Source organism: Kitasatospora sp. CB01950, assembly GCF_001905465.1.
Lineage (GTDB): Bacteria > Actinomycetota > Actinomycetes > Streptomycetales > Streptomycetaceae > Kitasatospora.
In genome coordinates, this window is record NZ_LISX01000014.1 from 190468 (window position 1) to 215727 (window position 25260).

Here is a 25260-nt window from a genome sequence, read left to right on the forward strand (position 1 = left end):
CCGGCTACTTGGCGTCGATCTCGGCGATCAGGTTCTCGATCAGGGCCCTGATCTCGTCGCGGATCGGGCGGACGGCTTCGACGCCCTGGCCGGCCGGGTCGTCGAGCTTCCAGTCGAGGTACGTCTTGCCGGGGAAGTACGGGCAGGCGTCGCCGCAGCCCATGGTGATGACGTAGTCGGACGCCTGGACGGCCTCGGCGGTGAGGATCTTCGGCTTCTGGTCGGAGATGTCGACGCCGACCTCGGCCATCGCCGCGACGGCCGCCGGGTTGACCCGGTCGCCGGGCATCGAGCCGGCGGAACGGACCTCGACGCGGTCGCCCGCGAGGTGCTGGAGGAATCCGGCGGCCATCTGGGAGCGGCCGGCGTTGTGGACACAGACGAACAGCACGGAGGCTGCGGGGGAGGCGGTCATCTCGCTCTTCCTCGGAGACGGGGCACGGCACAACACGACCGGGCGGGGGCGGTCGATCCTGCGGTGCGGCCTTGCGGCAGTTGCGGTGCTCGCAGACCGACTGCGTTGCGGACACCCGACAGCCTGCGCGGAGCGGCCGCCGACGCCGACGCCGACGCCGACGCCGACGCCGACGCCGACAAACGTATCATCAGATGATGATGTCAGTCGATAGTGATGCGAATGCAGCAACAGCCCCGCCTGCGGGGTGGACGGTCGGCGGCGTCGCGCCTCCCGCCACGGCGGACGCTCCGCTCCGAAGGTGGGGAGCGAGGGGCCGTCGGGGCCGCCCGCGCGAGGGCCGTCACCAGCGCCGATGGCGTCGCCCTAGGATTCAAGGCATGGACGCGACCACACTGCCGCAGGGAGAGCCCACACCGATGACGCCGCGACGAACCCGCTGGCAGGAGGCGGGGAGCAGCGGAGGCTTCGGAAAGCGGTTCGCCGAGCTGATCGCCGCCGGCGAGGACGTCGACGGCGAGGCCCGGCTCGCCGACACGCTCCTGCCGCGCGGCGCGCGGGTGCTCGACGCCGGCGCCGGCATGGGCCGGGTGTCCGCCGCGCTCCTGAAGCGGGGGCACGACGCGGTCGCGATCGAGCCCGACGCGGCACTGGTCCGGCAGGCCCGGGAGACCTACCCCGGGCTGCCGATCGAGGAGCGCGACATCCTCGACCTCGGCCCCGACGACGGCCCGTTCGACCTGGTCGTCTGCGTGGGCAACGTCATGCTCTACCTGGCCGAGGGCACCGAACGCGAGGCCCTGCGCGCAATGCGCGCCGCACTCGGCGACAACGGCCGGATCCTGGTCGGGTTCCACCTCCAGGACCAGCCGGCGCACGCCCGCACCTACACCCCGGCGGAGTTCGAGGCGGACCTGACCGCCGCCGGCCTGCGCGTCGACCTGCGGGCCGGCACCTATCAGCTGCACCCCGCGAACGACGCCTACAGTGTCTGGATCCTCAGCCGCGCCCAGCACTGACCCCGCCCCTGGGGTCAGCACCTCGGACTGCCGCGGCCGCATTGAGGCGTGCCGCGATGCGGGATTCGGCGGCAGGCTTGGAACCGCCGCGAACATCGACTAACGTATCACCGCATGGTGATGTCAGCAGTTGGTGATGTGAACGGCGCGGTGGACGTGCTGAAGGCCGTGGCCGACCCGCTGAGGATGCGGATCCTCACGCTGCTCGCCCGCGAGGCCCTGTGCACCAGCCACCTGGTCGAGGAGACCGGCGCGAAGCAGACCAACCTGTCCAACCACCTCAAGATCCTTCGCGAGGCGGGACTGGTCGACACCGAGCCCTGCGGCCGCTTCACCTACTACAAGCTCCGACCCGACGCCCTGGAGTCCCTCGCGGGCCTGCTCGGCGACCTCGCCGCCACCGCCCGCGCCACCGCGTGCGCCGACACCAAGAGGTCCTGCCCGTGACCCCGACCAGGACCACCGCCCCCTCGCAGCAGGACGAGGCCGGGCTGGTCGGCAAGCTCTCCTTCCTCGACCGCTACCTCGCGGTGTGGATCCTGCTCGCCATGGCTCTCGGACTCGGTCTCGGCCGCCTGATCCCCGGCCTGAACGACGCCCTCGCCAAGGTCGAGGTCGGCGGGGTCTCGCTGCCGATCGGCCTCGGCCTGCTGGTCATGATGTACCCGGTGCTCGCGAAGGTCCGCTACGACCGCCTGCACACCGTCACCGGCGACCGGAAGCTGATGGCCTCCTCCCTGGTGATCAACTGGGTGCTCGGCCCGGCCGTGATGTTCGCCCTGGCCTGGATCTTCCTGCCCGACCTGCCCGAATACCGCACCGGCCTGATCATCGTCGGCCTGGCCCGCTGCATCGCCATGGTGATCATCTGGAACGACCTGGCCTGCGGCGACCGCGAGGCCGCCGCCGTCCTGGTCGCCCTCAACTCGGTCTTCCAGGTCGTCATGTTCGGCGTGCTGGGCTGGTTCTACCTCGACGTCCTGCCCGGCTGGCTGGGCCTGCATCAGGACGGCCTGCACTTCTCCGTCGCGAAGATCGTCGTCAATGTGTTGATCTTTCTCGGAATCCCGCTGCTCGCCGGGTTCCTGACCCGCCGCCTCGGTGAGAAGAAGCTCGGCCGCGAACGCTACGAGTCGAACTTCCTGCCGAAGATCGGCCCCTGGGCGCTCTACGGCCTGCTGTTCACGATCGTGATCCTGTTCGCCCTCCAGGGGAGGACGATCACCTCGCAGCCGCTGGACGTGGCCCGGATCGCCCTTCCGCTGCTCGCCTACTTCGCGATCATGTGGTTCGGCACCTTCGCGCTCGGCAAGGGTCTCGGCCTCGCCTACGACCGCACCGCCACGCTCGCCTTCACCGCCGCCGGCAACAACTTCGAACTCGCCATCGCGGTGGCCATCGCCACCTTCGGCGTCACCTCCGGCCAGGCCCTGTCCGGCGTCGTCGGCCCGCTCATCGAGGTCCCCGTCCTGATCGCCCTGGTCTATGTCTCCCTCGCCTGGCGCAGGAAGTTCACCGCCAAAAACACCCCGGCGGTTGGGCAGTAAGCGATGGCCTGCCCGGACTCCTCGGCGCATCGGCCCGGGCCCGCTGTCGGTGATTGCCGACTGCGGGTCCGGGCCGTCACCCGCCTTGCCCGCCCACTCCGACGGACCGGGGGCGGGCGATGACCGCCGCCGAACAGCACCGGCAGGTCGTCGTGATCGGCGGCGGCCAGGCCGGACTCGCCGCCGGCTACTACCTGCGCCGCGCCGGACTCGACTTCGCGATCCTCGACGCCGCACGCGCGCCCGGCGGCGCATGGCAGCACTACTGGGACAGCCTGCGCCTGTTCTCCCCCGCCGAGTACTCCTCCCTCCCGGGCCGGCCGATGCCGCACCAGAGCGGCGCGCCGTACCCGGACGCCCGGCACGTGGCCGCCTACCTCGCCGCCTACGAGGAGCGCTACCAACTGCCCGTCCACCGACCGGTGCACGTGACTGGCGTCGAACGCTCCCCCGACCACCTGACCGTCCGCACCTCTGCCGACACCGGCGCCTGGCACGCACAGGCGGTGGTCTTCGCCACCGGTTCGTGGCAGCGCCCCTTCGTCCCCGCCGTCCCCGGACGCGAACTGTTCACCGGCCACCAGCTCCACACCGCCGGCTACCGCAGAGCAGCGGACTTCGCCGGGCAGCGCGTCGTCGTGGTCGGCGGCGGCAACTCGGGCGCGCAGATCGCCGCCGACCTCACCGCCGCCGACCTCACCGCCGCCGACCTCACCGCCGCCGACCTCACCGCCACCGCCGAGACCCGCTGGGTCACCCGCCGCCCGCCGCACTTCCTGCCGGACTCCGTCGACGGACGCGCGCTCTTCGAACTCGCCACCCACCAGGTCCGCGCCCACGCCGCCGGGGAGACCCACACCGGCGTCGCCTCGCTCGGCGACATCGTCGCCACCGCACCCGTCCGCGCCGCCCGCGACAGCGGACTGCTCACCGCACACCCGATGTTCGACCGCCTGTCCCCCACCGGACCGGTCTGGGCGGACGGCAGCACCTGGGACTGCGACACGATCATCTGGTGCACGGGCTTCCGCCCCGACCTGGCCGCCACCCGCCCCCTCGGCCTGCACCGGCACCGCGGACGCATCCCCACCGACGGCACCCGCGCCCTCGAAGACCCCCGCATCCACCTGCTCGGCTACGGCAATTGGACCGGCCCCGCCTCCGCCACCCTCATCGGCGTCGGCCGCACCGCCCGAGTCGCCGTCGAGCAGATCCGGACACTCCTCGGCTGAGTCCCGTGCCGTCGTGTCCCGGCGACGACCCCGATGGCCCGCCCGGGCGGTGCGGCTACGGCCGACGCCGGGCCGGTGGCCGCGAAAAGTCACCGACGATCGGCGTCGGGTAGCATGTGCGGCTGCGAAGGGGAGTAGCCCCGCGAACCGGTCGTCGACATGCTGGAACCCGCTGCCGGGTTCCCGGTGGCCGGGCCCGCCGTCGGTGATGGTGGTGGGCGGGCGAGACCTTCGGCCCATTGTCGACGACTGTTGCGCGTCGGCGGGCCGAAGTCGTGCTGCCCCGTGCCGCTCGCCTCTCGGGTTCCCGCCGGTGCGGGAAGGCCTGACGAGTTTCGTGATTCATTTCGTTCTGCTCATCGTGTGCGCGGTGGCGATCTACCTCTCGTGCGAGTGGTTCGTCAACGCGGTGGAGTGGCTGGGTGAGCGCCTCAACGTGGGGAAGATGGCGGTCGGCACGATCCTGGCCGCGTTCGGTACGGCGCTGCCCGAGTCGGTGGTCACCCTGGTCGCCGCGACCACCGGCGGCACCGCCGAGGCGAAGAACCTCGCGGTCGGCGCCGCGATGGGCGGCCCCCTCGCGCTGGCCACCGTCGCCTACGGCGTCACCGGCGCGGCGCTGCTGATCAAGCGCCGCCGTGACCGCGCCGCCTCCGCGGTCGCCGCGGCCGCGGTGCCGGCGCCCCTGGAGGCGCTGGGCACCGAGGCGGAGATGAAGCACCTGGCCAAGGACCAGAGCTGGTTCCTGCCGATCTTCTTCGTCAAGGTCTCGCTCGGCCTGGTCGCGTTCGCCTTCAAGCCCGCGCTCGGCGTGCTGTTCTTCGCCGCGTACGCCGCCTACTTCTGGCGCGAGATCCGCTCCAGCCGCGAGGACGCGGCAGCCGGGGACGAGGGCGAGGACGAGGAGGAGTTGGAGGCGCTGAAGCTCCAGCCGAAGAAGGCCTCGCCCGACACCTGGGCGGTCGTCGTCCAGACCCTGGCCACCCTCGTGGTGATCTTCTTCGCCGCACACTACTTCGTCGCCCAGCTCGACGTGATCGGCCCGATGCTCGGCCTGTCCGCGACCGTCACCGCGCTGCTGCTGTCGCCGATCGCCACCGAGCTGCCCGAGATCATGAACGCGATCATCTGGGTCCGCCAGGGCAAGGTGAAGCTCGCGCTGGCCAACATCTCCGGCGCGATGATGATCCAGGCGACCGTCCCGAGCGGCATCGGCCTGCTGTTCACCAGCTGGCACTTCGACGGCCCGCTGATCTGGGCGGGCCTGATCACCATGGCCGCGATCGTCTACCTCCTGCTGACCATGCGCGCCCACCGCCTCACCCCCGCCCGCCTGGCCGTCGCCGCCGGCTTCTACGCCGTCTTCGCCATCGGCCTGATCCCCCTCCTCGCCTGACCGACCTCGACCCTGCCTGCCCCCTCCCCTCCCCCGTCATGACATGCCGAACGGGCCGGTGCGTACGCCGCACCGGCCCGTCGAGGTGGTTCAGGCAGGTCAGTCGTGCCTGGCGTGGCACCTGCGGCTGACGAACACGACGGCCGCGCCCGCACCGACCAGCCCGGCACCGACCGAGAACACCCAACGGAGGCCCGAACTACCCGTGCAGGCAAGCGAACCCGACGGGGTGTGGCTCGACGTCGCCTCCGAACCAAAACCGGTCCTCATCGACTTCGACACCCACCCCTACACCCCGCCCCACCGGCCCCAACCCCATAACCGGGCCCCCGCCCGGGACAGCGCCGGCCGCTGGAGTGGTGGTGGGTTGTCGAGTGCCGGCTCGCGGCCGTCCCCTGCCGACGTCCGGCCCCACTCGGTTCCGGCCGACCCTGCGGGGTCAGTGCGTGTCGTCGTGGGCGAGTCCGTGGTCGGGCGCGCTCATGTCGCCGGTACGCGGGGTGCCGTCGGCGAGTGCGTAGCGCAGGTACACAGTGCCTGCGGGAGCGGCCACGGGCGGGCCCAGGAGGGTGAGGTTGGTGGGCACCGCGCCGCCGTCGAACACCTTCTTGCCGACGCCGAGGACGATCGGGTGCACCCACAGGTCGAGGCGGTCGAAGAGCTTCTCACGCAGGAGGGTCTGCACCAGGTCCAGGCTTCCGACGACCTTCACGTGCTGGTGCCGGTCGCGGATCTCGCGTACCTCCCGGGCCAGGTCCGCTCCGAGTCGAGTGGATCCGGCCCAGGGGAGGTCGGGCGTGCCACGGGAGGCCACGTACTTCGGGACGCTGTTGAAGAGTTCGGCAATCTCGCCGTTGCTCTGGTGCGGCCAGTAGGCGGCGAAGATGTCGTAGGTGCGCCGGCCGAGCAGGAGGGCGTCGGTGCCCTCGTACGCGGCGCTGATCTGCGCCCCGGTGACGTCGTCGATCAGGGGCGCCTGCCAGCCGCCGAACGGGAATCCCGACGGGTCCTCGTCGGGACCGCCCGGCGACTGCCCGACGAGGTCGAGGGTGGCGAACAGTTCGATGTGGATCAGGCCCATGGTCTGCGCTCCCGGTGAGAGGTTCTGGTCGCCCTCGTCGAGATGTAGACCCGGCGGGACCGGAAAGCTCAGCGCCACGCCGACACCCGCCTCGCTGCCTTGACGGGCTTCTCCAGGACGTCGTAGCTCTCTCACGAACTGTTCGCGAACGCGAGCTGTGGCACCGGCCGACTCCCTACCCCCACGACATCCGTTCCGATCGTGATCACGCCGCCGCACCTGGGGTCATCCGCCTGGCCAGGGAACGGATTTCACCGAGCAGACCGGCCGGCTCCCGGTCGAGGTCCAGCGCGTGCTGGTGGATGACGATGCCCGCGTGCCGCACTCGGTGGTCGGCGTGCGGGGCGTTGCCCTTGGCGTACACAAGATGGCCCTCCCGCAGGCCGAGGGCCGTGCAGTAGGCCAGCGTCTGGTAGAGGTCGCCGTCGGGGTAGCCACCGGGCTTCTCGGCCTTGTACTTGGCGTCGGCCACGGCCTGTGGTCCGCCCTCCGGGCCGTAGGACGAAGTCGGGCTTCATCCGGATCTCCCCGGCCTCGTCGAGGTGGTGCGGGTCCTGGAACCGGCAGGTGCGGTCCGTGCCCCGGAACGCCTCGCGCAGGGCGACCGTCACGAAGTCCTCGAAGAGCTTGTTCATGTTGAACAGGAATCCGTCGATGCGCAGTTCACCGGCCGTGTGCTCGGGTGACGATCCGTCGAGGACCACGCGGGCCAGGTGGAGCGCGTGCTGGTAGCGGGCGTTGAGGCGGCTGGCCTGCCAGGCGGGGAGCGCCTGACCACGTATCAACGGGGAGACCTCCGCGAGGCGTACCCGCTGGTGAAGCAGGCGGCGGCGCACGTCCTGGGGCACGCCGGGCAGGCGGAGCAGGCGCTCGGCCGCGGCCCGCAGGATGCGGTTCTCCGCGATGTCGGTGGTGAAGTCGTCGTACGCGATCTCCACGGGCAGGGCGGCGTCGAACCGACGGCGTATCTGCTCGGCCTCGCGGATCCGGCCTCGGACTACAAGGGCGCTGTCCTCGACCGTGCGGTAGCCCTGGAGGAGGCCTTGGCGCAGCGCCCGGTCCAACTGACGCTCCACTGCGTGGGCGAGAGCCGGCAGGAGTTCGTCGTGGTCGCCGATCTCGACGTCCCCGTCCCTCCAGCCGCGCGGGTCGAGGCTGTACCCTCGCCGTAGTGGTGCTCCTCCAGCAAGGGGAGGATCTTGGTCCGCCAGGTGCGGTCCAGACCGCCGACGCGGTAGACGCCCGGCTTCATCAGGTACGAGGGGCCGATCCGGAAGTCCGCGTCGTCGATCCGGGCGTTCAGGGCGTCCAGTAGGTCAGCCGGCTCGCTGTCACGCTCTTGCGCCGCGAGCCAACGTCGTAGCAGACCGCTGGTCGGCTCCGTCCGCGGCGACAGCTCGACGAACGCGAACCGGCGCCGCATCGCCGCGTCGGCCAGGGCGATGGAACGGTCGGCGGTATTCATGGTGCCGATGATGAACAGGTTCGGCGGGAGGGCGAAGTCGTCGCCGGAGTACGTGAGCCGGACGGCCTTGTTGCGGTACTCCAGGAGGAAGTACAGCTCACCGAAGACCTTCGCCAGGTTGGCCCGGTTGATCTCATCGATGATCAGGAAGTGGGGAACGTGCCGGTTGCCCTCGCGGGAGGCGAGGTCGGCGAGTTCGCGCAGCGGGCCGGCGGTGAGGCGGAAAGCGACCTCGCGGGACTCCGGGTCCTCCTTGGGACGGAAGCCCTCGAAGAAGTCCTCGTAGGCGCAGGAGGGATGGAACTGGACCAGCTTGACCTGCTCGGGGCCGCCGCCCAGGAACTCCGCGAGCTTCTGTGCGAGGTACGTCTTGCCCGTTCCCGGCGGCCCGTAGAACACCAACTGGCGCTCGTCCCAGAGGAGGTCTCGGACGTCCTGGAGCCACTCCGCCTCGTGGACGAGCAGGTCCTCGGCGAGTTTCGGGGGTGGGCTCGGGCAGGGCGAGTTCGCGCCTCGCCACGAGGATCTCCGCACTGGGATCACGCTCTATGGCCTCGGCTTCCTCCTCCAACTCCTGGTCGCTCAGCCCGAATCCCTTGATCAAGGCCTGCACGGAGGTGAGATCCACGACATCGTGCTGAACCGAGAGCTTCTGCTGGAGCTCCTCGGGCAGGTCCGAATAAGAGAACCCCTCGCTCTGCCAGTCCACCGGCCGCCGCAGGTTGGACCGCCCGTCCTCCGAGGACGTCTGTTCCACCGGCCCGGTCACCTCGCCGACGTACAGCAACCCGCCGGAGATGGTGCACACGGTGTCGCCGGGCTTGATCCGGGAGAGGAAGGCGTGCAACTCCTCGACGAGATCCTGCTTCTGGCTGTACGTCGCCGTGGACTCGTAGTCCTCCCGGACGAACGCGCTCAACTGCTCCTTGCTCGTGCCCTGCCCGACGCCCTGCCGCAACCGGGACGCGGCGAGGGTGACCCGCCCTTCGGGACGCCAGAGTCGCTGGACGAGATCGAGGCCCGCGACGTTGGACCCGCGGACCAGCCAGGCACGGTTGGGCCCGGCCCAGACGCCCGACATGAATTCCGACAACGGCCGGTTGTCCTCCGTCCGCCACCGCGTCCAACCGTTGGCCGCGCGGCCCATCAGGATCTCGGCAGCAGCGGACGGCGAGCCGCATTCCACGTCCTCGACCAGTTCGAGGTGCCCGGGCCAGCGGTCGGAGGGCCGCAACCTCCCGTCGTCGACCAGCTGTGTCCGAAGGCGGTTCGAGGACACATTCCGTACCGAGAAGGATGGCACCACGCTTCCCCGGGCCGGCGCCCCGCGTACACCTGAGGTCGGACGACTTCCGAGCGGTCGCATCGCGGTGATCCCCGGGGACCCGCTCGCCGTTCCCTTACCTCAGCAGGCCGTCCAGCAGGCCTCGGGCCGGGCTCCAGCTCGACTCGTCGAGGACGACTTCCCTCGCAAGGTCGTTGCAGGAGTGCAGACGGCGGCCCTCGGGATCCACCGTGAACACGAAGGCCTTCGCCTGGTCCGCGAAGGTACAAGCGGGTTTCGTGGCAGAGCTGTCCGACAGCACCAGCAGGCGTCGGCCCTCCACAGCGGCTGCGCCGTACAGGCGCTGCACGTCCCCCAGGCCCATACTCTTGGATCGATTCCACCACTCGATGTGGAAGGTCTTCGACTCAAGTCGACTGCACGTGACGTCCGTTACGACATCCGCGAATCCCATCCGGGCCAGTTCCCGTGCTGCGCTTTCGATCAGAACCGCCTGTGATCGGTGCGCGGGCAGGCCGTCCCGGCCGAGGGCCCGGTCCTCCGCGGTGGGCACACGGGAAAGACGGGCCAGATCCGCAACGAGTCCTGCGAGCGTCGCCCGATCGACGTGGTCGGACTCCACACCCGGGACGACGGACGGCTCACCGAACAGGAGATCACCCAGGTCGAGCCGTTGCCAGACCCCGCCACCGTCGGCCCGAACACTGGCACTCCACCCCGACAACGGCTTGCGGGACACCCTGACCAAGCACCCCAGGCCCTGAACGACGACGAAGTCCCCCTGGTCGCGCTCGAAATACTCAGCCTTCGCACCTCGCTCGGCTTCCACCGCGCGACACCTGTTCTGCGCCACGGCCACGAGCACGTCCGCCCCGCGGGCTGCCAGATCGTCCGCGAGTGCCACGATCTCGCCGGCTGCGGGCTCGTCCCACTTCCAGGGGGTCTGCTCTTCGTCGCGTTCAAGCTCGGCGACGGCCCTGGCGTGGAGAGCGTCCACGAGGACGTCCATGCCCGTGGTGCTGTACCAGATGCGGGGAGGCTCGGAGATCTTCGGCCCTGCGATGGCCCAGACTGGCGTGTAGTCGTGCGGCTTGGCGAAACGCAGCTGGGCAAGGACTACGGATTGGCCACCAGTCAGCGGCACCGACAGGTGCAACGGGTGCGAGTGCGGTACCTGAAGACGCCCTGCGAGATCAGGATGCCTCGTGCGGAACCTCTCACCGAGCGCCTCGTACACGAGCAGATTCCCCATCGCCGCAAGCATGTCACTCGAAGGGAAGTCCACTGTGACCCCGCATTCCTGGCTGTGCGTCAGTATTTGCTCCTGCGAGGTGGATGCTATCGCCACCCACCGACGAACGACGCCGTGGCCGGAGGATCTGAGGGGACAGCGACGACGCGCGAAGAAAAGCTCCCGCAGCGCCGGTCCGGTCGAGCTCGGCGGCATCTCGCATCCCTGCTCGAAACCTGTTGAGACGTCGCTGATTCCGACGGCCTCAGCGCACCCTCCCCCGCGCCTTCAACGGGATGTCGGGCAGTTCCGGGGCCCGTAGCCGGGCCCCGTCGTAGCCGTGCACCTCGCCGAAGCGGGTGCCCTGTTCCCAGTCGGTGCGGGCCTGGGTGATCTCCTCGCCGGTGCGGCCGATGAGGTTCCACCACATGACGAGGCGTTCGTCGAAGGGGGTGCCGCCGAGGAGGAGGACGGTGGCGTCGGTGCGGGCGCGGAGGGGGAGGTCGCGGCGGCCGCAGCCGAGGTAGAGGATCGAGCCGGGTTCGAGGGGGACGCCGTCGATCTCGGTGCTGCCGGACATGGCGAGGGCGGCGTACTCGAAGGACTCCTCGACGGGGAGGCGGTGGGCGGCGCCCTCGCGGAGGGTGAGGTCGGCGCCGGTGAGGGGCGTGTAGGTGGTGCCGGGGGAGGTCGCGCCGTCGAGGGTGCCGAGGATGAGGTGGGCGTCGAGGCCGTTCGCGGTGACGACGGGCAGTTCGGGGTGGTGTTCGAAGGCGGGTGCGGTGTGCCGGTGGGTGTCGGGCAGCGCGACCCAGAGTTGGGCGCCGTGCAGCAGGGGGGCGTGGTCGCGCGGCGACTCCTCGGAGTGCGAGATGGCCCGCCCGGAGGTCATCAGGCCGAGTTCGCGGGGGCGGACGGTCTGCAGGCTGCCGAGGCTGTCGCGGTGCAGGATGCTGCCCTCGTGCAGCCAACTGACGGTCTGCAGGCCCATGTGCGGGTGCGGCGGGACCTGCATGCCGGGTTCGTCGGCGATGTCGTCGGGCCCGTAGTGGTCGACGAAGCACCAGGCGCCGACCATCCGCCGCCCGAGGTTCGGCAGCAGCCGTCGCACCACCGTGGACTCCCCGAGCGGCACTTGACGGCCGGTCAGCAGGTCCTTGACGGGTCCGGTCGTGGCTTGCTGCCCGCACACCGCGGGGGCGGGCCTGAGATCGAGGTTGCTCATGGCGGCCAGTATCGGCCGCCACCCCCCGCTCCCCCGGTCAGCGACGGCCCGACACGACGACGCGACGACACCGCGCGCCGAAGACCGAGCACCGGGCCCGGGAGCCGGTGCCCGCCGAGCCCGCGGAGCAGCGGGGCTTCTTCCTCCGCCCCACCGCTTTCGACCAGCCCCCCACCTCGAATTCGGCGTCAAGGCCGGCCACAGCCGTGACCGGTCAGCGCGCCCCGAGCAGCGCCACCGCGTCCGGCATGACGCGCCGCCAGAAGCCGCCGGTGTGCTCGCCGCGCGGGAAGTGAACCTGGACGCCGCGGGTGCCGGTGAGTCTGCGGGCGGCGGGGCAGAACGGGTCCTCGGTGCCGCACCAGACGCCGAACCGTTCGAACTCGCCGATCTCGCCGAGGTGTTGCAGGGGTTCGTGCGCGCGCCAGTCGGCCTGGTCGACGTAGGCGTCGACGGTGCGGGCGTCGCCCCAGCTGCGGAACAGCGCGGGGCTGAGCAGCGCGAGCGCGGAGAGCCGTCCCCGGTGCGCGCGGGCGTACTGGAGCGCGCCGGAGCCGCCCATCGAGATGCCCAGGACACGGCTGGGTTCGGGAAGTCGGCGGGCGGCGAGCCAGCCGGGCAGTTCGTCGGTGAGCATCGCCATCGGGTCGTCGGCGGGGCTGCGGGCGTGCCAGTAGCCGTCGCCGCCGTCGACGGCAACCACCCGGAACGGCGGGACGCCGTCGGCTACCGCGGCCGCCAGGAACTGCGGCAGGCCGAGGTCGACGAACGAGGTCGCGCCGCTGCCGCGGCCGTGCAGGGCCAGGCAGACCGGCAGTTCGGCCCGGTCGGCACCGGGTGGGTCCATGACGACGATCTGCAGGTCGCGGCTGCGGGCCCGGGAGTGCTCGGTCTCGATCCGCACCTTCCCGGGCGCGAACTCCGGCACCGTGCCGTCCCGTCCGGTCATGCCGAGCGCACGGCGCAGGCGGGCGCCGCCGGGCAACACGTCCTCGACCACCGCCCCGCCGACCCCGCCCGCGCCGAGCACCGTGACGGCCAGCGCCCCGAGCAACCGCCGCCGCCCGAGGCTCGGCACGGCCGTCCCCCCGACGTCGACCGCCGCCGCCCCGGTGCCGTCCACCGTGCCGTCAACTTCCGTTCCCGCCCGCACCCTTGCCCGCCCCTGGTCCAGCTCCACCGACAACGCGACGCCCGACGCGACGTCCATCACGGCACCCATCTCGGCACCCAACGCGACGCCCGGCGAAACGCCCGGCGCAGCACGGGACGCCCGCCACGGGCGCCCCGGTTTCACTCCCCCCGGAGCGGTCAGTGCCGGTCAGTGCCGGCAGCCCCACCCGGCCGCCGCCGTCGCCGCGTCCGCCTGCGCACGCAACGCGCGCACCGCCTCCGCCGGGTCGTCCGCGTTGTAGACGGCCGAGCCGGCGACGAAGACGTCCGCGCCGGCCTCCGCGCAGGCCTCGATGGTGGACGGGGCGACGCCGCCGTCGACCTGGAGCCACAGGTCGAGGCCGTGCTTGTCGATCAGCTGCCGGGTGCGGCGGATCTTGGGCAGCATGATGTCGAGGAAGGCCTGCCCGCCGAAGCCGGGCTCGACCGTCATGATGAGCAGCATGTCGAGCTCGGGGAGCAGGTCCTCGTAGGGCTCGATCGGGGTGGCGGGCTTGAGCGCCATCGAGGCTCGGGCGCCCTTGGCGCGGATCTCGCGGGCGAGGCGGACGGGCGCGGCGGCGGCCTCCACGTGGAAGGTGACGGAGCCGGCGCCGGCCTCCACGTACTGCGGGGCCCAGCGGTCGGGCTGTTCGATCATCAGGTGGCAGTCGAGCGGGGTGCTGGTGGCCCGGGCGAGGGACTCGACGATCGGGACGCCGAGAGTGAGGTTGGGGACGAAGTGGTTGTCCATCACGTCGACGTGCAGCCAGTCCGCGCCGCGCACCGCCTCGGCCTCCTCGGCGAGGCGGGCGAAGTCCGCGGACAGGATGCTGGGGTTGATCTGCGCCATGACCGACTGCCTTCGTGCGAGGGGTGGAGCGCCGCGGGTCCGGGCACTGGTCACATCATCCCGTGCCGCGCCGCCGTCCCTCGCACGCCGGGCCCCCGGGTGATCGTCATCACACCGCAACCGGGGTTACCGGGGCCGCCGCGGTGGCCATCAGCACCTGGACGGCCACCGGCACCCACCGCACCGTCCCCACGCACCACACCGTCCCCACGCACCACACCGCCTCCGGCCAGAACACCGTCTCCACCCATCACACCACCCTGCCCGCCGCACCACGCCACCCCTGCCCACCGCACCGTCCCCACCCACCCGGCCGCCCCACCCGCTGCGGCCGTCCCCCCGTGGAGGTCCCCGATGTCCGCTCCCGTCCACCCGGCCCGCGCCCTGTGGCTGCTCTTCGAACCGGTGTACGCCGTCGCCTTCCTCCAGCCCGAGAGCCGGACGGCCTTCGAGGCGGCCGGGCTGGACAACGGCTGGCGCGGGTACTTCGCCGCCCGCTCGGCCCCGTTGGGCGCGGTGGACGCGCCTCCGGTGGTCGCCGCGTTCTTCAGCTTCGCGCCGCAGATGGTGGAGCAGGCGCTGCCGCAGGCGTGGACGCACGCGAGCCCCGCGCAGGTGCTGGCGGCCCGCGAGGCGGGCGCGGCGGGGGCGCTGGCCCGGCTGCTGGAGCCGGTCGAGCCCGAGCGGGTCGAGGCCGCGGCGATCGCGCTGGAGGCGGTGGCGGCCCGACTGGACTGCGCCGGCCGGGTGTTGGCGGCCGCCAACGCCGCGCTCCCGCAGGCCGCGGACCGCCACGGGCGGCTGTGGCAGGCCGCGAACCTGCTGCGCGAGCACCGCGGCGACGGCCACGTGGCGGCGCTGGTCGCGGCGGGGCTGGACGGCTGCGAGGCGCCGGTGCTGCACTGCGCGGTGCACGCCGACCGCGCCGTGCTCCAGCCGATGCGCGGCTGGAGCGACCGGGAGTGGGACGCCGCCGCCGCACGGCTGGTCGAGCGGGGCTGGCTGACGGCGCAGGGGGCGGTCACCGACCTCGGCCGCACCCGGCACGGGGCGATCGAGGCCGCCACCGACCGGGCCGCGGGCCGCCCGTGGGAGGCCCTGTCGGACGCCGAACTCGCTCGCCTGGAAGCCGACTTGAGGCCGATCGCGGCGATCTGCCGGGAGCGCATGCCGATCAACCCGCTGGCCATGCCTCCCGTGGAGCGGTGACCGGTCCGCCCAACTGTTCACGTGCCCGAAACATCTTCCCTTCCCGCCGCCGACCCGCTCTGGCAGGCTCACCGAGCAGTGGGACCCGCAGCTCGACCCTCACCGAAAGGCGTCCGATGACCCAGGTCGTCCACCCCGCACGTGCCCTGTGGTGGCTTTTCGAACCCGTCCACGCGCTCACCTACTTCTCCCCCGAGGCCCGCGCCGCGTACGAGGCGGCGGGCCTGCGCGGCTACTGGCGCGGCTACTTCGGCGGACGCTCGGCCCCGCTGGGGGCGGTCGACGCGGCGCCGGTGGTCGCCGCGTTCTTCAACTTCGCGCCGCAGATGGTGGAACGGGCACTGCCGGAACTGTGGGACCGGGCCACGCCCGAACAGGCCCTGCAGGCCCGGGTGGAGGGCGCGACGGGCACGCTCGGGCGGGTGCTGGCGGACGTGAAGCCGGATCTGATCGACCGTTCGGTCGAGCTGCTGGAGCGCGCCGTCGAGGGCCTGGACTGCGCGGGCCGGGTGCTGGCCGCCGCCAACGCCGCCCTCCCCCGCCAGAACGAGCGCCTCGCCCGCCTGTGGCAGGCCACCACGGTGCTGCGCGAGCACCGCGGCGACGGGCACGTGGCGGCGCTGGTCGCCGAGGGGCTGGACGGCTGCGAGGCGCTGGTGGTGCGCTGCGCGCTGGACACCCGCCGGGAGTCCCTGCAGCCGCACCGGGGCTGGACGGACACCGAGTGGGACGAGGCCACCGCCCGCCTCGTCGAACGTCAATGGCTGGCCCCGGACGGCACGTTGACCCCCGAGGGCCGCCGCCGCCACCTCGCCCTGGAGGCCGCCACCGACCTGGCCGCGTCCCGGGTCTGGACGCACTTCCACCGCACCGAGCTCGACGAACTCGCCGACGCGCTCCGCCCGATCTCCACGGCCTGTCGCGCCGACCTGCCCCCGACCACCCCGATCGGCCTCCCGAACGCCTCCTGACGCCCCTCCCGGAAACAGCCCCGAGCGCCCGCCGCCGTCAGTACGGCGGCGGGCCGAGCAGCACGCCGCGGCCGGCGTAGAACCGTTCGAGGTCGCCCCAGGGGACGCGGGCGGCGCGCTGGGAGCCGTCGGGGAAGCCGGACGGGTTGTGGATGTACAGCGCGTCGTCGTCCGCGCCGACGGCCAGCACCAGGTGGCCGCCGGGGCGCGGCACCTCGGGCGCGAGGGTCCGGATCGCGGGGTGGACGGAGATCATCGGCAGTACGCCCCGGGCGAGTTCCTCCGGCAGCCGGTCGACGGGCAGCGGGCTGACCGCCTGCGCGTCCAGGCCCCAGCGGGCCCGCACGTAGGACGCGAACGGGGAGTGGATCAGCCCGTCGAGCCGCCCGTCGGGGTGCCGGATGTACGCGCCCGCCAGCTCGCACTCCTCGGCCAGCCGGACCTGCGCCGGGGCGATGCCCCACCAGTGGTCGAGGGCCATCCGCAGGCAGGCCATTCCGCACAGCCGCCAGGACCAGTACTCGTACTCGGACTCGTCCGCCGCGCCCGACCGTTCCCACAGCGGGTCGTCGGCGGCCCGCAGGGTTCCGTCCAGGATGTCGGGCACGAGTTCGGGCGACTCCCACTGGGAGTAGTAGGGCACCGCATGGCTGATCGGCTTCACCCGGTCATCCTGACGTACTTTCATCCCGATCCCGCGCACCCTCGCCCGCGACACCGCGGACCCCCCTCCCACCTGCGGCGATGCCCCCTCCTCGGCAGACTTGAACGCGTTCAACCTCTCTGACAGGGTGGGCCCGTCACCACTCGGAGGGGAACGAACCATGCGCCGCCACCACGCCCGGACGGCAGTCCTCGCGGCCGCCGCCCTGCCGCTGACCGCGTGCGCCGGCGTCACGCAGTACTACGAAGGCACCGGGCTGCACGACGCCACCGCCGCCGAGGCCGTCGGCAGCTGGGACGGCGAGCAGCAGGCCCACCTGACGCTCCGGCAGGACGGCAGCGCGCTGATCGAGCGCCTGGACGGCAAGGAGTGGGACTACGAGCGCGGCTGGCGGCTCTCCGGCACCGGCCGCTGGGAACTCGTCGACCGGGAGGCCGGCCAGCAGCTCGTCGTCGACCTCACCACCCGCACCGGCAGCGACGCCCGCCCCGGCGCCGAAACTCGGCCCGGCGCCGACACCCGCCCCGGCGTCACCCCCGACCCGTCGGCCAACGCGGCCCCCACGACCTACCGCTGGCGCTTCTACGTCAAGCGCGGCCAGCAGCAGCGGCTCGAACTGTTCACCTTCGTCGGCGACCCGGACACCGGCACCGCCTACCTGCTCACCCGGAGCCCGAACCAGGACCCCGCGACCGACCCCGAGCCCGTGCAATGATCGTCGCTCCCCAGCGAACGGAGCACGCCGTGAACGACGCACCGCAGGCCTCTCCCCCGGCGCCGACCCGGCAGGGTACCGGGGGCGTCGTCAGCCTGTGGAAGGCCGGCCTCACCGCCGTCCCGGACCACGTGTGGCAGCACACCGACGCCGAGGTGCTGATCCTCGCCGACAACGAACTGACCGAAATCCCGGACGCCATCGGCGACTTCACCGCACTGCGCACCCTCGACCTGGGCCACAACGCGCTCACCGCCGCCCCCGACCGGCTCGGCGACCTCACCTGCCTGAGCGGGTTCCTCTACCTGCACGACAACCGGCTGACCCGCCTGCCGGCCGCCCTCGGCCGCCTCCACCGCCTGCGCTACCTGAACGTCGGCGACAACCCGATCACCGAACTCCCGGACACCATCGGCGAGTTGACCGACCTCCAGGAACTCCGGGCGCAGCGCTGCCAATTGACGCGTCTCCCGGAGACGATCGGCGGGCTCTCCCGGCTCCGCGAACTCCTCCTCGAAGGCAACTCCCTCACCGCGCTGCCCGATTCACTCGCCGCCCTGCGCGAGCTGCGCCGCCTGGAGCTGCGCGACAACGCCCTGACGGCCCTCCCCCGCACCCTCGCCGCCCTCCCGCTGCTGCGCGAACTCGACCTGCGCGCGAACCCGTTGGGCCCGCTGCCGGACTGGCTGGCCGAGCTCCCCGCCCTGGAGAAGCTCGACCTGCGCTGGACGCCCGCACCGGACCGGCGACTGGTGGAGACACTGGAGCGCCGCGGCTGCACCGTCTGGTACTGAGCCCCCCTGGGCCCACGCCCCCCCGGAAACCGCCCTGACGGAGCGGGGCCTCCGGCGTCACCAGGCGTAGTGCTCCGGCGCGGTGCGGTGGCCGGGGAAGATCTCGTCCAGCCGCGCCAGCGTCTTGGCGTCCAGCTCGACGTCCAACGACCGCACGGCGGCGTTCAGTTGCTCCTCGGTGCGCGGTCCGACGATCGGCGCGGTGACGGCGGGCCGGGTGCGCAGCCAGGCGAGGGCGACGTCGCCGGGCTGGTGGCCGAGCTCGTCGCACAGGTCCTCGTAGGCCTGGATCTGCTCGCGCCGTTCGTTGAGGGTGTCGACGGCCCGACCCTGGGTGCGGCGGACTCCTTCGCGTTCCTTGCGCAGCACGCCGCCCAGCAGTCCGCCGTGCAGCGGCGACCAGGCGATCAGGCCGAGGCCGTAGTGCTGGGCGGCGGGGACGACCTCCAGCTCGACGGTGCGTTCGATCAGGTTGTAGAGCGACTGCTCGCTGGTCAGGCCGAGGAAGTGGCGGGCCCGGGCGGTCTCCTGGGCCTGTGCGAGGTGCCAGCCGGCGAAGTTGGACGAGCCGACGTAGATGATCTTGCCTTGGAGGGTGAGCACCTCCATCGCCTGCCAGATCTCGTCCCACGGCGTGGCCCGGTCGATGTGGTGCATCTGGTAGAGGTCGATGTGGTCGGTCTGCAGGCGGCGCAGGCTGGCGTCCACGGCGCGGCGGATGTTGAGCGCGGAGAGCCGGCCTTCGTTGGGCCAGTCGCCCATGTCGCCGTAGAGCTTGGTGGCGATCACCGTCTTCTCGCGCCGGCCGCCGCCTTTGGCGAACCAGTTGCCGATGATCGTCTCGGTGAGGCCCTTGTTCTCGCCCCAGCCGTAGACGTTGGCGGTGTCGAAGAAGTTGATGCCGTGCCCGTGCGCGGCGTCCATGATCCGGTGCGCGTCGGCCTCTTCGGTGTGCACGCCGAAGTTCATGGTGCCCAGGCACAGCGGCGAGACGGACAGGCCGGTACGGCCGAGGTGGGTGTACTCCATGCCCCAACCCTCTGCCGCACCGGCCCGGTTGTCCAGCACCCGTTGCACCGGATTGACGCCGCGTCAGCGCCCGGAGCGGGCGAAGTTCCGCACGGCGAGCGGCACGGCGACGGCCAGCAGCAGCGCGCACCAGCCGAACGTGGCGGCCACCGGGTGCTGGACGGGCCAGGCGTCGCCGGGCGCGGACGGGTTGCCGAACAGCTGCCGGCAGGCCTCCACCACGGCGCTGACCGGGTTCCAGTCGGCGATCGCGGCCAGCCAGCCGGGCATCCCGCCGGTGGGCACGAACGCGCTGGTGAGCATCGAGAACGGGATGGTGAGGACCGCGAGTTGACCGGCCGTCTCCTCCTTGCCGACGGCCAGCCCGAGCGCGGTGCCCAGCCAGCCGCAGGCGAACCGGAACAGCAGCAGCAGCCCGAACGCCCCGAGCGCCGACCCCAGCCCGTGCCGGATCCGCCACCCCGCCGCCAGCCCGACCAGCCCGGTCGGCACCAGCACCACGGCCGCCACCAGCAGGTCCGCCGCCGTCTGCCCGGTGAGCAGGCCCAGCCGCGACACCGACATCGACCGCAGCCGATCGGTGACGCCCCGCCCGGCGTCCCGCGCGCCGCCGACCATGGCGGGCATCACCGCGTTCAGCGCGACCATCGCGAACAGCCCCGGCATCAGGAACTCCCGGTAGCCGCCGCCCGGCACGTCCATCGCGCTGCCGAACACGTACCCGAACACCCCGACCATGGCGACCGGCACCAGCAGCGAGGAGAGCAGCAGCCCGGGCGAGTGCCGGTAGACCAGCAGAATCCGCCGGGCCGAGGCAGCCGCGTCCACCGGCATCGTCATCAGTGGGCTCATGCCGCCAGCTCCTCCTTCACCCCGGCGGTCAGCGCCAGGAACACGTCGTCCAGCGAGGGAGTGCGCAGCGCCACATCCAGCGCGACCATCCCGGCGGCGTCCAACTCCCTTACCAGGCGCGGAAGATTCAACTCCCGGGCCGGATCGGACACCGCACCGACCCGCCCCTGCCCGGCGTCGACGGCCGGCGCCCCGCCGGTGAGCACGGCCAGCACGGCGCCGGCCCGGTCCAGGTCGGCGCCCTCGGGCAGGGTGATCTCCACCCGCGTGCCGATCGCCGCCTTCAGCCGCTGCGGGGTGTCGTCGGCGACGGCCCGGCCCCGGTCCACCAGGGTGATCCGATCGGCCAGCCGGTCGGCCTCGTCCAGGTACTGGGTGGTCAGCAGCACGGTGGAGCCCTGTGCGGCCAACTCCCGTACCGCCGACCAGATCTCCCGCCGGCTGCGCGGGTCGAGCCCGGTGGTCGGCTCGTCCAGGAACAGCACCCGCGGCCGGGTGATCAGGCTCGCCGCCAGGTCCAACCGACGCCGCATCCCGCCCGAGTAGCCGCGCACCAGCCGATCCGCGGCCTCCTCCAACCCGAACTCCCCGAGCAGCTCCGCCGCCCGCGCCCGCGCCCTCGCCGCCCCCACGTGGTGCAGCCTGCCCAGCAGTTCGAGGTTCTCGCGGCCGGTGATCCCCTCCTCGACCGCCGCGTACTGCCCGGCCAGCCCGATGACCCGCCGCACCGCCGCCGCCTCCCCCCGCACCTCGTGCCCGCACACCCGGGCCTCTCCCCGATCCGGCCGCACCAGCGTCGCCAGGATCCGCACCAACGTGGTCTTCCCCGCCCCGTTCGGGCCGAGCAGACCGCACACCGTCCCTTCCGGAACGTCGAGTTCGAGCCCGTCCAGCGCGCGCGTGGCGCCGAACGTCTTGCCCAGGCCGCGAACGGCAATGACCGGGTCGCTCATGGCAGGCCCTTTCTGAGTACAGCGTACGTAGTAGCACTGCGCACGAGACTACTGGGTACACCGTACGGAGAAAAGGGCTCCGGGCATGCGAAGGGGGATCCGCCGCACGCGACGGATCCCCCACTGCCTCGACGGGGCGTCAGTCCGGGATGCGGTCCGAGGTGTCCCCCGGGCCCGACGAACGCGCCGGGTCGCCGTGCACCAGCAGGTCGCCGCCGTTCGCAGCACGTGGGGTGAGCGTGAAGGAGACCCGGTGGGTGCGGCCCCGGGACGCGCCCGCCTCGACCTCCGCACCGACCGCGAAGATCTTGAAACCGCCCTTCGCCCTGGTGTCGGCCCGCAGCTCGACCTCGAACTCCATCTCCACCGGCCCCACCGCGAACACCAGATCCGGGTGCCCGCCCCCGGCCCGGGCCGCCGCCAGCAGCTCGTCCCGCACCGCCGCCACCGCATCCACCAGCGGAATGTCCATACCCAGCCCCTTGTTTCCGACGTTCTGCCGTCTCGGCGTGCACCACCGTAGGCCACCGCTCCGATCCGCCGCCCGACCCGCCCGCCACCTGCGTAGACTGACCGCCGAGGTGATCCCACGATGTCGTCCGGCGAGGAATCCGAGCTGATCTGGCTGCGCCCGGAGCACTCCGGCCGCGGCCCCCGACCGGCCCACACCCGGGTGTCGATCGCCCGCGCGGCAGTGGACATCGCCGACCGCGAGGGCCTGGACGCGGTGTCGATGCGCAAGGTCGCGGCCGAACTCGGGGCCGGCACCATGTCGTTGTACAACTACGTGCCGAAGAAGGAACACCTCTTCGACCTGATGCTCGACCTGCTGGCCGGCGAGTACGACCTCCCCGAGCAGCCCAGCGGCGACTGGCGGGCCGATCTCACCCTGCTCGCCCACCAGTTGCGGGCCGTCCTCACCCGCCACACCTGGGCCACCACCCTGATCACCCACCGCCCCGGCCTCGGCCCCAACGGCCTGAGGGTGACCGAGTACCACCTCGCAGCCCTCGCCGAGACCCCCCTCGACGGCCCCGCGAAAATGGAAGCCTTCGCCCAACTGACCGGCTACGTCTGCCAGTTCACCGACTGGCAGCAACGCTCCACCGCCACCGGCCACCGCTGGCTCACCGACCTGGTCCGCTACCTCCAGTCCGTCACCGCCACCGGCCAGTACCCCCACCTGGCCACCGCCCTCGCCCAGAGCGCCGCCCCACCCGCCCCGGACACCACCTTCGAACGCGGCCTGCAACGCCTGCTCACGGCCCTCGTAGAGGCCTGACGGAACGCCGACGCGAGCAGACGGACGCAGACCAGGGGCGCGGGGAACTGCGCGAAGCGGAAGGCGCTCAACCGCAAGATCGCGACGCACGACAATGACCTGCACGTGATCGCGACCTGGCTGGCGTTCACTCCCTGCCCGCGCAGTTCTCCCCCGGCCCTGGCGGGCCGGGAGGTTTCCCCACGCGCCCCTGGTTTCGCGCCCAGCGCCGTCAGGCCGTACGCCGCAGCAGCGCCAGGTACATCGCGTCCGTCCCGTGCAGGTGCGGCCACAGCTGGACGTCGGGCCCCTCGCCGAGCTCCGGAACGCCCGGCAGCAGCGGGCGGGCGTCGATCCACTCCACGTCCTCGCGGCCGCGCAGCACGTCGTCGACCACGGCCCGGGTCTCCGCCAGGTGCGGCGAGCACGTCGCGTAGCCGACCACGCCACCGACCCGCGCCGCGTCCAGCGCCGAACGCAGCAACTCCCGCTGCAGCGGCCCGAATCCGGCGATGTCCTCCGGACGGCGACGCCACCGCGCCTCCGGCCGGCGTCGCAGCGCGCCCAGGCCCGAGCACGGCACGTCGACCAGCACCCGGTCGAACGCGCCCTGCTGCCAGGCGCCCTGCGTGCCGTCCGCCGTGATGACCGCGTACGGCCCGGGGTTGCCGTTCAGCGTGCGGGCCACCAGCCGGGCGCGGTGCGGCTGCTTCTCGGAGGCGACCAGCGCCGCGTCCCGCTCCGCGGCGAGCGCGCCGAGCAGCGCGGCCTTGCCGCCGGGGCCGGCGCAGCCGTCCAGCCAGAGCCGGTCGGGGCCGTCCACGGGCGCGTTGGCGAGGGCCAGCGCGACCAGTTGGCTGCCCTCGTCCTGGACGCCGGCCCGGTTCTCGCGGACCGCGTCCAGCCCGGCGGGGTCGCCGCCCTCGGCGAGCCGCAGCGCGAACGGCGACCAGCGGCCGTCCTCGGCCTCCGGCAGCGCCTCGCGCAGTTCGGCGACGTCCGAGCGGCCGGGGCGGGCGACCAGCGTCACCTCGGGGCGGGCGTTGTCGGCGGCCAGCAGCCGTTCCATCGCGGCACGCCCCGCGTCCTCCGGCTGCCAGCGGCCGAGCGCGTCCCACAGCGAGGAGACCACCCAGCGCGGGTGCGAGTGCACGACGGCGAGGTGGTCCTCGGCGTCGTCCTCGTACGGCGGCGCGACCTGCGCGACCCAGCCGTCCAGGTCCTGGGCGCTGATCTTGCGCAGCACCGCGTTGACGAACTTCGCCCGGCCGTCGCCGAGCACCACGCGGGCCAGTTCGACGGTCGCGGAGACCGCCGCGTGGCTGGGGATGCGGGTGCCGAGCAGCTGGTGCGCGCCGAGCGAGAGGACGTCCAGCACCGGCGGGTCGACCTCGCGCAGCGGCCGGTCCACGCACGCCGCGATGATCGCGTCGTACGTCCCCTGGCCGCGCAGGGTGCCGTAGACCAGCTCGGTGGCGAGCGCGGCGTCGCGGCGCTCCATGCCCTTGCGCTCGGCCTCGCGCAGCAGCGACGGCAGGATCAGGTTGGCGTACGCGTCACGCTCGTCGACGGCGCGCAGCGCACGGAACGCGACGATCCGGGCCGGGTCCTTCTTGGGACGACGGTGCGGACGGGGGGCGCGCTTGGCGCCGGCGGGGGTGCTCAACGAGTGCCTCGAAACAAAGTGCTGCGGATCAGGTCCGACCCGACGACGGCGGCCGGGTCTCACCCCGAAGTCTAGGACGAGACCCACCCGAACCCGTCATCCGCCGCCCACTGCCCACCGCCCGCCAGACGCCGCCCGCCAGACATCGGACGCCCCCGAACCCCGTCAGCCCTCGAAGCGCTCCCCGGACTCGATCCGCGCGCCCCGCGCCCAGTCCGCCGCCGGCATCGCCTTCTTGCCCTGCGGCCGGACCTCCCCGAGCTCCACCTCGTGGCTCCCGGTGCCCACCCGCACGCTGTTCTTGCTCACCGCCAACTCGCCCGGGGCGAGCGCGACTTCACCCGTCAGCAGGCGCACCGGGCCGGTCACCTTGAGCCGCTCGCCGCGGAACGTGGTCCACGCCCCGGGCGCGGGCGCGCAGCCGCGCACCACCCGGTCGACCCGCAGCGCGGGGTGGGTCCACTCGATCCGGGCGTCCTCGACGGTGATCTTCGGCGCCAACGACACCCCGTCCACCGGCTGCGGCTCGGGCCGGGCGGTCCCGTCCTCGATCGCGTCCATGGTGCGCACCAGCAGCTCCGCGCCCGCGACCGCGAGCCGGCCCAGCAGGTCGCCACTGGTGTCGGTGGGCTTCACCGTCTCGGTGAGGACGCCGAACACCGGGCCGTCGTCCAGGCCCTCCTGGATGCGGAAGGTGGACGCGCCGGTCACCTCGTCGCCCGCCATGATCGAGTGCTGGACGGGGGCCGCGCCGCGCCACGCGGGCAGCAGCGAGAAGTGCAGGTTCACCCAGCCGTGCACCGGAATCTCCAGCGCACCGGGCCGGATCAGCGCGCCGTACGCCACCACCGGGCAGCAGTCGGGGGCGAGCTCGGCCAGCCGGGCCATGAACTCCGGCTCGCTCGGACGGGCCGGCTTCAGCACCTCGATGCCCGCCTCCTCGGCGCGCTGCGCGACGGGGCTGGCCACCAGCTTGCGCCCCCGCCCGGACGGCGCGTCGGGGCGGGTCACCACGGCGACCACCTCGTGCCGGGAGGCCAGCAGGGCGTCCAGGGCGGGAACGGCGACCTCGGGGGTACCGGCGAAGACGAGACGCACGGGCATGGGCCTTTCTTGAAGTCCAACTGATCAGCAGGAAGTCACGCTGGTCAGAACATCGGATTGCCAGAGAATGATCGTCGGTTCATCGGCCCCTCCGACAATCCCGCCGAAACACGGCGCACGGAAGAACGGTTCGCCACCGAG

At 72.4% G+C, this 25260-nt stretch carries 25 protein-coding genes and 2 pseudogenes; 10 read left to right on the forward strand and 17 right to left on the reverse strand.

Annotation, left to right across the window (positions count from 1 at the left end; all coding sequences use genetic code 11):
- Positions 1–4 precede the first annotated feature (4 nt).
- The gene (locus tag AMK19_RS28470) at positions 5–415 is read right to left on the reverse strand and encodes an arsenate reductase ArsC (protein ID WP_073816732.1); all 411 of its coding nucleotides are present in this window, start codon (positions 413–415) and stop codon (positions 5–7) included.
- Positions 416–795: 380 nt separating this feature from the next.
- On the opposite strand from AMK19_RS28470, the gene AMK19_RS28475 reads away from it, so the two are divergent.
- The 5 genes from AMK19_RS28475 (at position 796) to AMK19_RS28495 (ending at position 5609) form a co-directional block, all read left to right on the forward strand.
- Positions 796–1434, forward strand: a complete 639-nt coding sequence (locus AMK19_RS28475) for a class I SAM-dependent methyltransferase (RefSeq protein ID WP_083647449.1) — start codon at positions 796–798, stop codon at positions 1432–1434.
- A 114-nt stretch (positions 1435–1548) separates the two neighbouring features.
- On the forward strand, positions 1549–1881 hold the full coding sequence (locus AMK19_RS28480; RefSeq protein ID WP_241844634.1) for an ArsR/SmtB family transcription factor: 333 nt from the start codon (positions 1549–1551) through the stop codon (positions 1879–1881).
- Positions 1872–2981, forward strand: coding sequence for an ACR3 family arsenite efflux transporter (arsB, locus tag AMK19_RS28485; protein WP_073816927.1), 1110 nt, complete (start codon positions 1872–1874; stop codon positions 2979–2981). The genes AMK19_RS28480 and arsB overlap by 10 nt, the downstream gene beginning before the upstream one ends.
- Before the next feature lie 119 nt (positions 2982–3100).
- Positions 3101–4213 (forward strand): ArsO family NAD(P)H-dependent flavin-containing monooxygenase, encoded by a 1113-nt coding sequence (locus AMK19_RS28490; protein WP_073816738.1) that lies wholly within the window; start codon positions 3101–3103, stop codon positions 4211–4213.
- 337 nt (positions 4214–4550) lie between these two features.
- A complete protein-coding gene (locus AMK19_RS28495; RefSeq protein WP_083647450.1) occupies positions 4551–5609 on the forward strand; it encodes a sodium:calcium antiporter in 1059 nt (352 codons plus the stop codon).
- A 439-nt stretch (positions 5610–6048) separates the two neighbouring features.
- On the opposite strand, the gene AMK19_RS28500 is transcribed toward AMK19_RS28495, so the two are convergent.
- The 9 genes and pseudogenes from AMK19_RS28500 to AMK19_RS36210 all read right to left on the reverse strand — a co-directional run bounded on the left by AMK19_RS28500 (position 6049) and on the right by AMK19_RS36210 (position 14148).
- Complete coding sequence (locus AMK19_RS28500) at positions 6049–6690, reverse strand: dihydrofolate reductase family protein (protein ID WP_073816742.1); 642 nt, start codon at positions 6688–6690, stop codon at positions 6049–6051.
- 205 nt (positions 6691–6895) lie between these two features.
- The gene (locus tag AMK19_RS38505) at positions 6896–7162 is read right to left on the reverse strand and encodes a hypothetical protein (RefSeq protein ID WP_143200441.1); all 267 of its coding nucleotides are present in this window, start codon (positions 7160–7162) and stop codon (positions 6896–6898) included.
- A 73-nt stretch (positions 7163–7235) separates the two neighbouring features.
- A pseudogene (locus AMK19_RS38510) lies at positions 7236–7766 on the reverse strand (McrC family protein); the annotation flags it as partial.
- Positions 7688–9521: pseudogene (locus tag AMK19_RS28510) on the reverse strand (DUF4357 domain-containing protein). The pseudogenes AMK19_RS28510 and AMK19_RS38510, both read right to left, overlap by 79 nt.
- Positions 9522–9555: 34 nt before the next feature.
- Complete coding sequence (locus AMK19_RS28515) at positions 9556–10692, reverse strand: hypothetical protein (protein ID WP_143200442.1); 1137 nt, start codon at positions 10690–10692, stop codon at positions 9556–9558.
- 244 nt (positions 10693–10936) lie between these two features.
- On the reverse strand, positions 10937–11896 hold the full coding sequence (locus AMK19_RS28520; protein ID WP_073816748.1) for a pirin family protein: 960 nt from the start codon (positions 11894–11896) through the stop codon (positions 10937–10939).
- 214 nt (positions 11897–12110) lie between these two features.
- The gene (locus AMK19_RS28525; protein WP_083647452.1) at positions 12111–13118 is read right to left on the reverse strand and encodes an alpha/beta hydrolase; all 1008 of its coding nucleotides are present in this window, start codon (positions 13116–13118) and stop codon (positions 12111–12113) included.
- Positions 13119–13217: 99 nt separating this feature from the next.
- Entirely contained in the window at positions 13218–13901 is a 684-nt protein-coding gene (gene rpe, locus AMK19_RS28530) for a ribulose-phosphate 3-epimerase (protein ID WP_073816754.1), read from the reverse strand.
- Between the two features lie 109 nt (positions 13902–14010).
- On the reverse strand, positions 14011–14148 hold the full coding sequence (locus AMK19_RS36210) for a hypothetical protein (RefSeq protein WP_158071960.1): 138 nt from the start codon (positions 14146–14148) through the stop codon (positions 14011–14013).
- Positions 14149–14255: 107 nt separating this feature from the next.
- On the opposite strand from AMK19_RS36210, the gene AMK19_RS28535 reads away from it, so the two are divergent.
- Positions 14256–15110: an SCO6745 family protein gene (locus tag AMK19_RS28535; protein ID WP_073816756.1), complete on the forward strand. Its 855-nt coding sequence runs from the start codon at positions 14256–14258 to the stop codon at positions 15108–15110.
- 116 nt (positions 15111–15226) lie between these two features.
- Positions 15227–16081 carry an SCO6745 family protein gene (locus tag AMK19_RS28540; RefSeq protein ID WP_073816759.1) on the forward strand — a complete coding sequence of 285 codons (855 nt, stop codon included), beginning with the start codon at positions 15227–15229 and terminating at the stop codon, positions 16079–16081.
- A 37-nt stretch (positions 16082–16118) separates the two neighbouring features.
- Here AMK19_RS28540 and AMK19_RS28545 read toward each other — a convergent pair whose 3' ends face one another.
- Positions 16119–16769, reverse strand: a complete 651-nt coding sequence (locus AMK19_RS28545) for a C39 family peptidase (protein WP_073816762.1) — start codon at positions 16767–16769, stop codon at positions 16119–16121.
- Between the two features lie 136 nt (positions 16770–16905).
- On the opposite strand from AMK19_RS28545, the gene AMK19_RS36215 reads away from it, so the two are divergent.
- Both AMK19_RS36215 and AMK19_RS28555 read left to right on the forward strand, forming a co-directional pair.
- Complete coding sequence (locus AMK19_RS36215) at positions 16906–17460, forward strand: hypothetical protein (protein WP_073816765.1); 555 nt, start codon at positions 16906–16908, stop codon at positions 17458–17460.
- A 29-nt stretch (positions 17461–17489) separates the two neighbouring features.
- Entirely contained in the window at positions 17490–18254 is a 765-nt protein-coding gene (locus tag AMK19_RS28555; RefSeq protein ID WP_073816769.1) for a leucine-rich repeat domain-containing protein, read from the forward strand.
- 57 nt (positions 18255–18311) lie between these two features.
- Here AMK19_RS28555 and AMK19_RS28560 read toward each other — a convergent pair whose 3' ends face one another.
- From AMK19_RS28560 to AMK19_RS28575, 4 genes are all read right to left on the reverse strand, one after another.
- Positions 18312–19283: an aldo/keto reductase gene (locus AMK19_RS28560; protein ID WP_073816772.1), complete on the reverse strand. Its 972-nt coding sequence runs from the start codon at positions 19281–19283 to the stop codon at positions 18312–18314.
- Positions 19284–19346: 63 nt separating this feature from the next.
- On the reverse strand, positions 19347–20135 hold the full coding sequence (locus AMK19_RS28565; RefSeq protein ID WP_083647455.1) for an ABC transporter permease: 789 nt from the start codon (positions 20133–20135) through the stop codon (positions 19347–19349).
- Positions 20132–21088: an ATP-binding cassette domain-containing protein gene (locus tag AMK19_RS28570; RefSeq protein ID WP_073816779.1), complete on the reverse strand. Its 957-nt coding sequence runs from the start codon at positions 21086–21088 to the stop codon at positions 20132–20134. Before AMK19_RS28570 ends, AMK19_RS28565 begins: the two co-directional genes overlap by 4 nt.
- 139 nt (positions 21089–21227) lie before the next feature.
- Positions 21228–21560, reverse strand: a complete 333-nt coding sequence (locus tag AMK19_RS28575) for a trypco2 family protein (RefSeq protein ID WP_073816782.1) — start codon at positions 21558–21560, stop codon at positions 21228–21230.
- A gap of 120 nt (positions 21561–21680) precedes the next feature.
- On the opposite strand from AMK19_RS28575, the gene AMK19_RS28580 reads away from it, so the two are divergent.
- On the forward strand, positions 21681–22370 hold the full coding sequence (locus tag AMK19_RS28580; protein ID WP_073816784.1) for a TetR/AcrR family transcriptional regulator: 690 nt from the start codon (positions 21681–21683) through the stop codon (positions 22368–22370).
- Between the two features lie 211 nt (positions 22371–22581).
- On the opposite strand, the gene AMK19_RS28585 is transcribed toward AMK19_RS28580, so the two are convergent.
- Positions 22582–24015 carry an RsmB/NOP family class I SAM-dependent RNA methyltransferase gene (locus AMK19_RS28585; RefSeq protein WP_073816787.1) on the reverse strand — a complete coding sequence of 478 codons (1434 nt, stop codon included), beginning with the start codon at positions 24013–24015 and terminating at the stop codon, positions 22582–22584.
- 165 nt (positions 24016–24180) lie between these two features.
- Positions 24181–25113, reverse strand: a complete 933-nt coding sequence (gene fmt / locus AMK19_RS28590) for a methionyl-tRNA formyltransferase (protein WP_073816932.1) — start codon at positions 25111–25113, stop codon at positions 24181–24183.
- Positions 25114–25260: the final 147 nt, after the last annotated feature.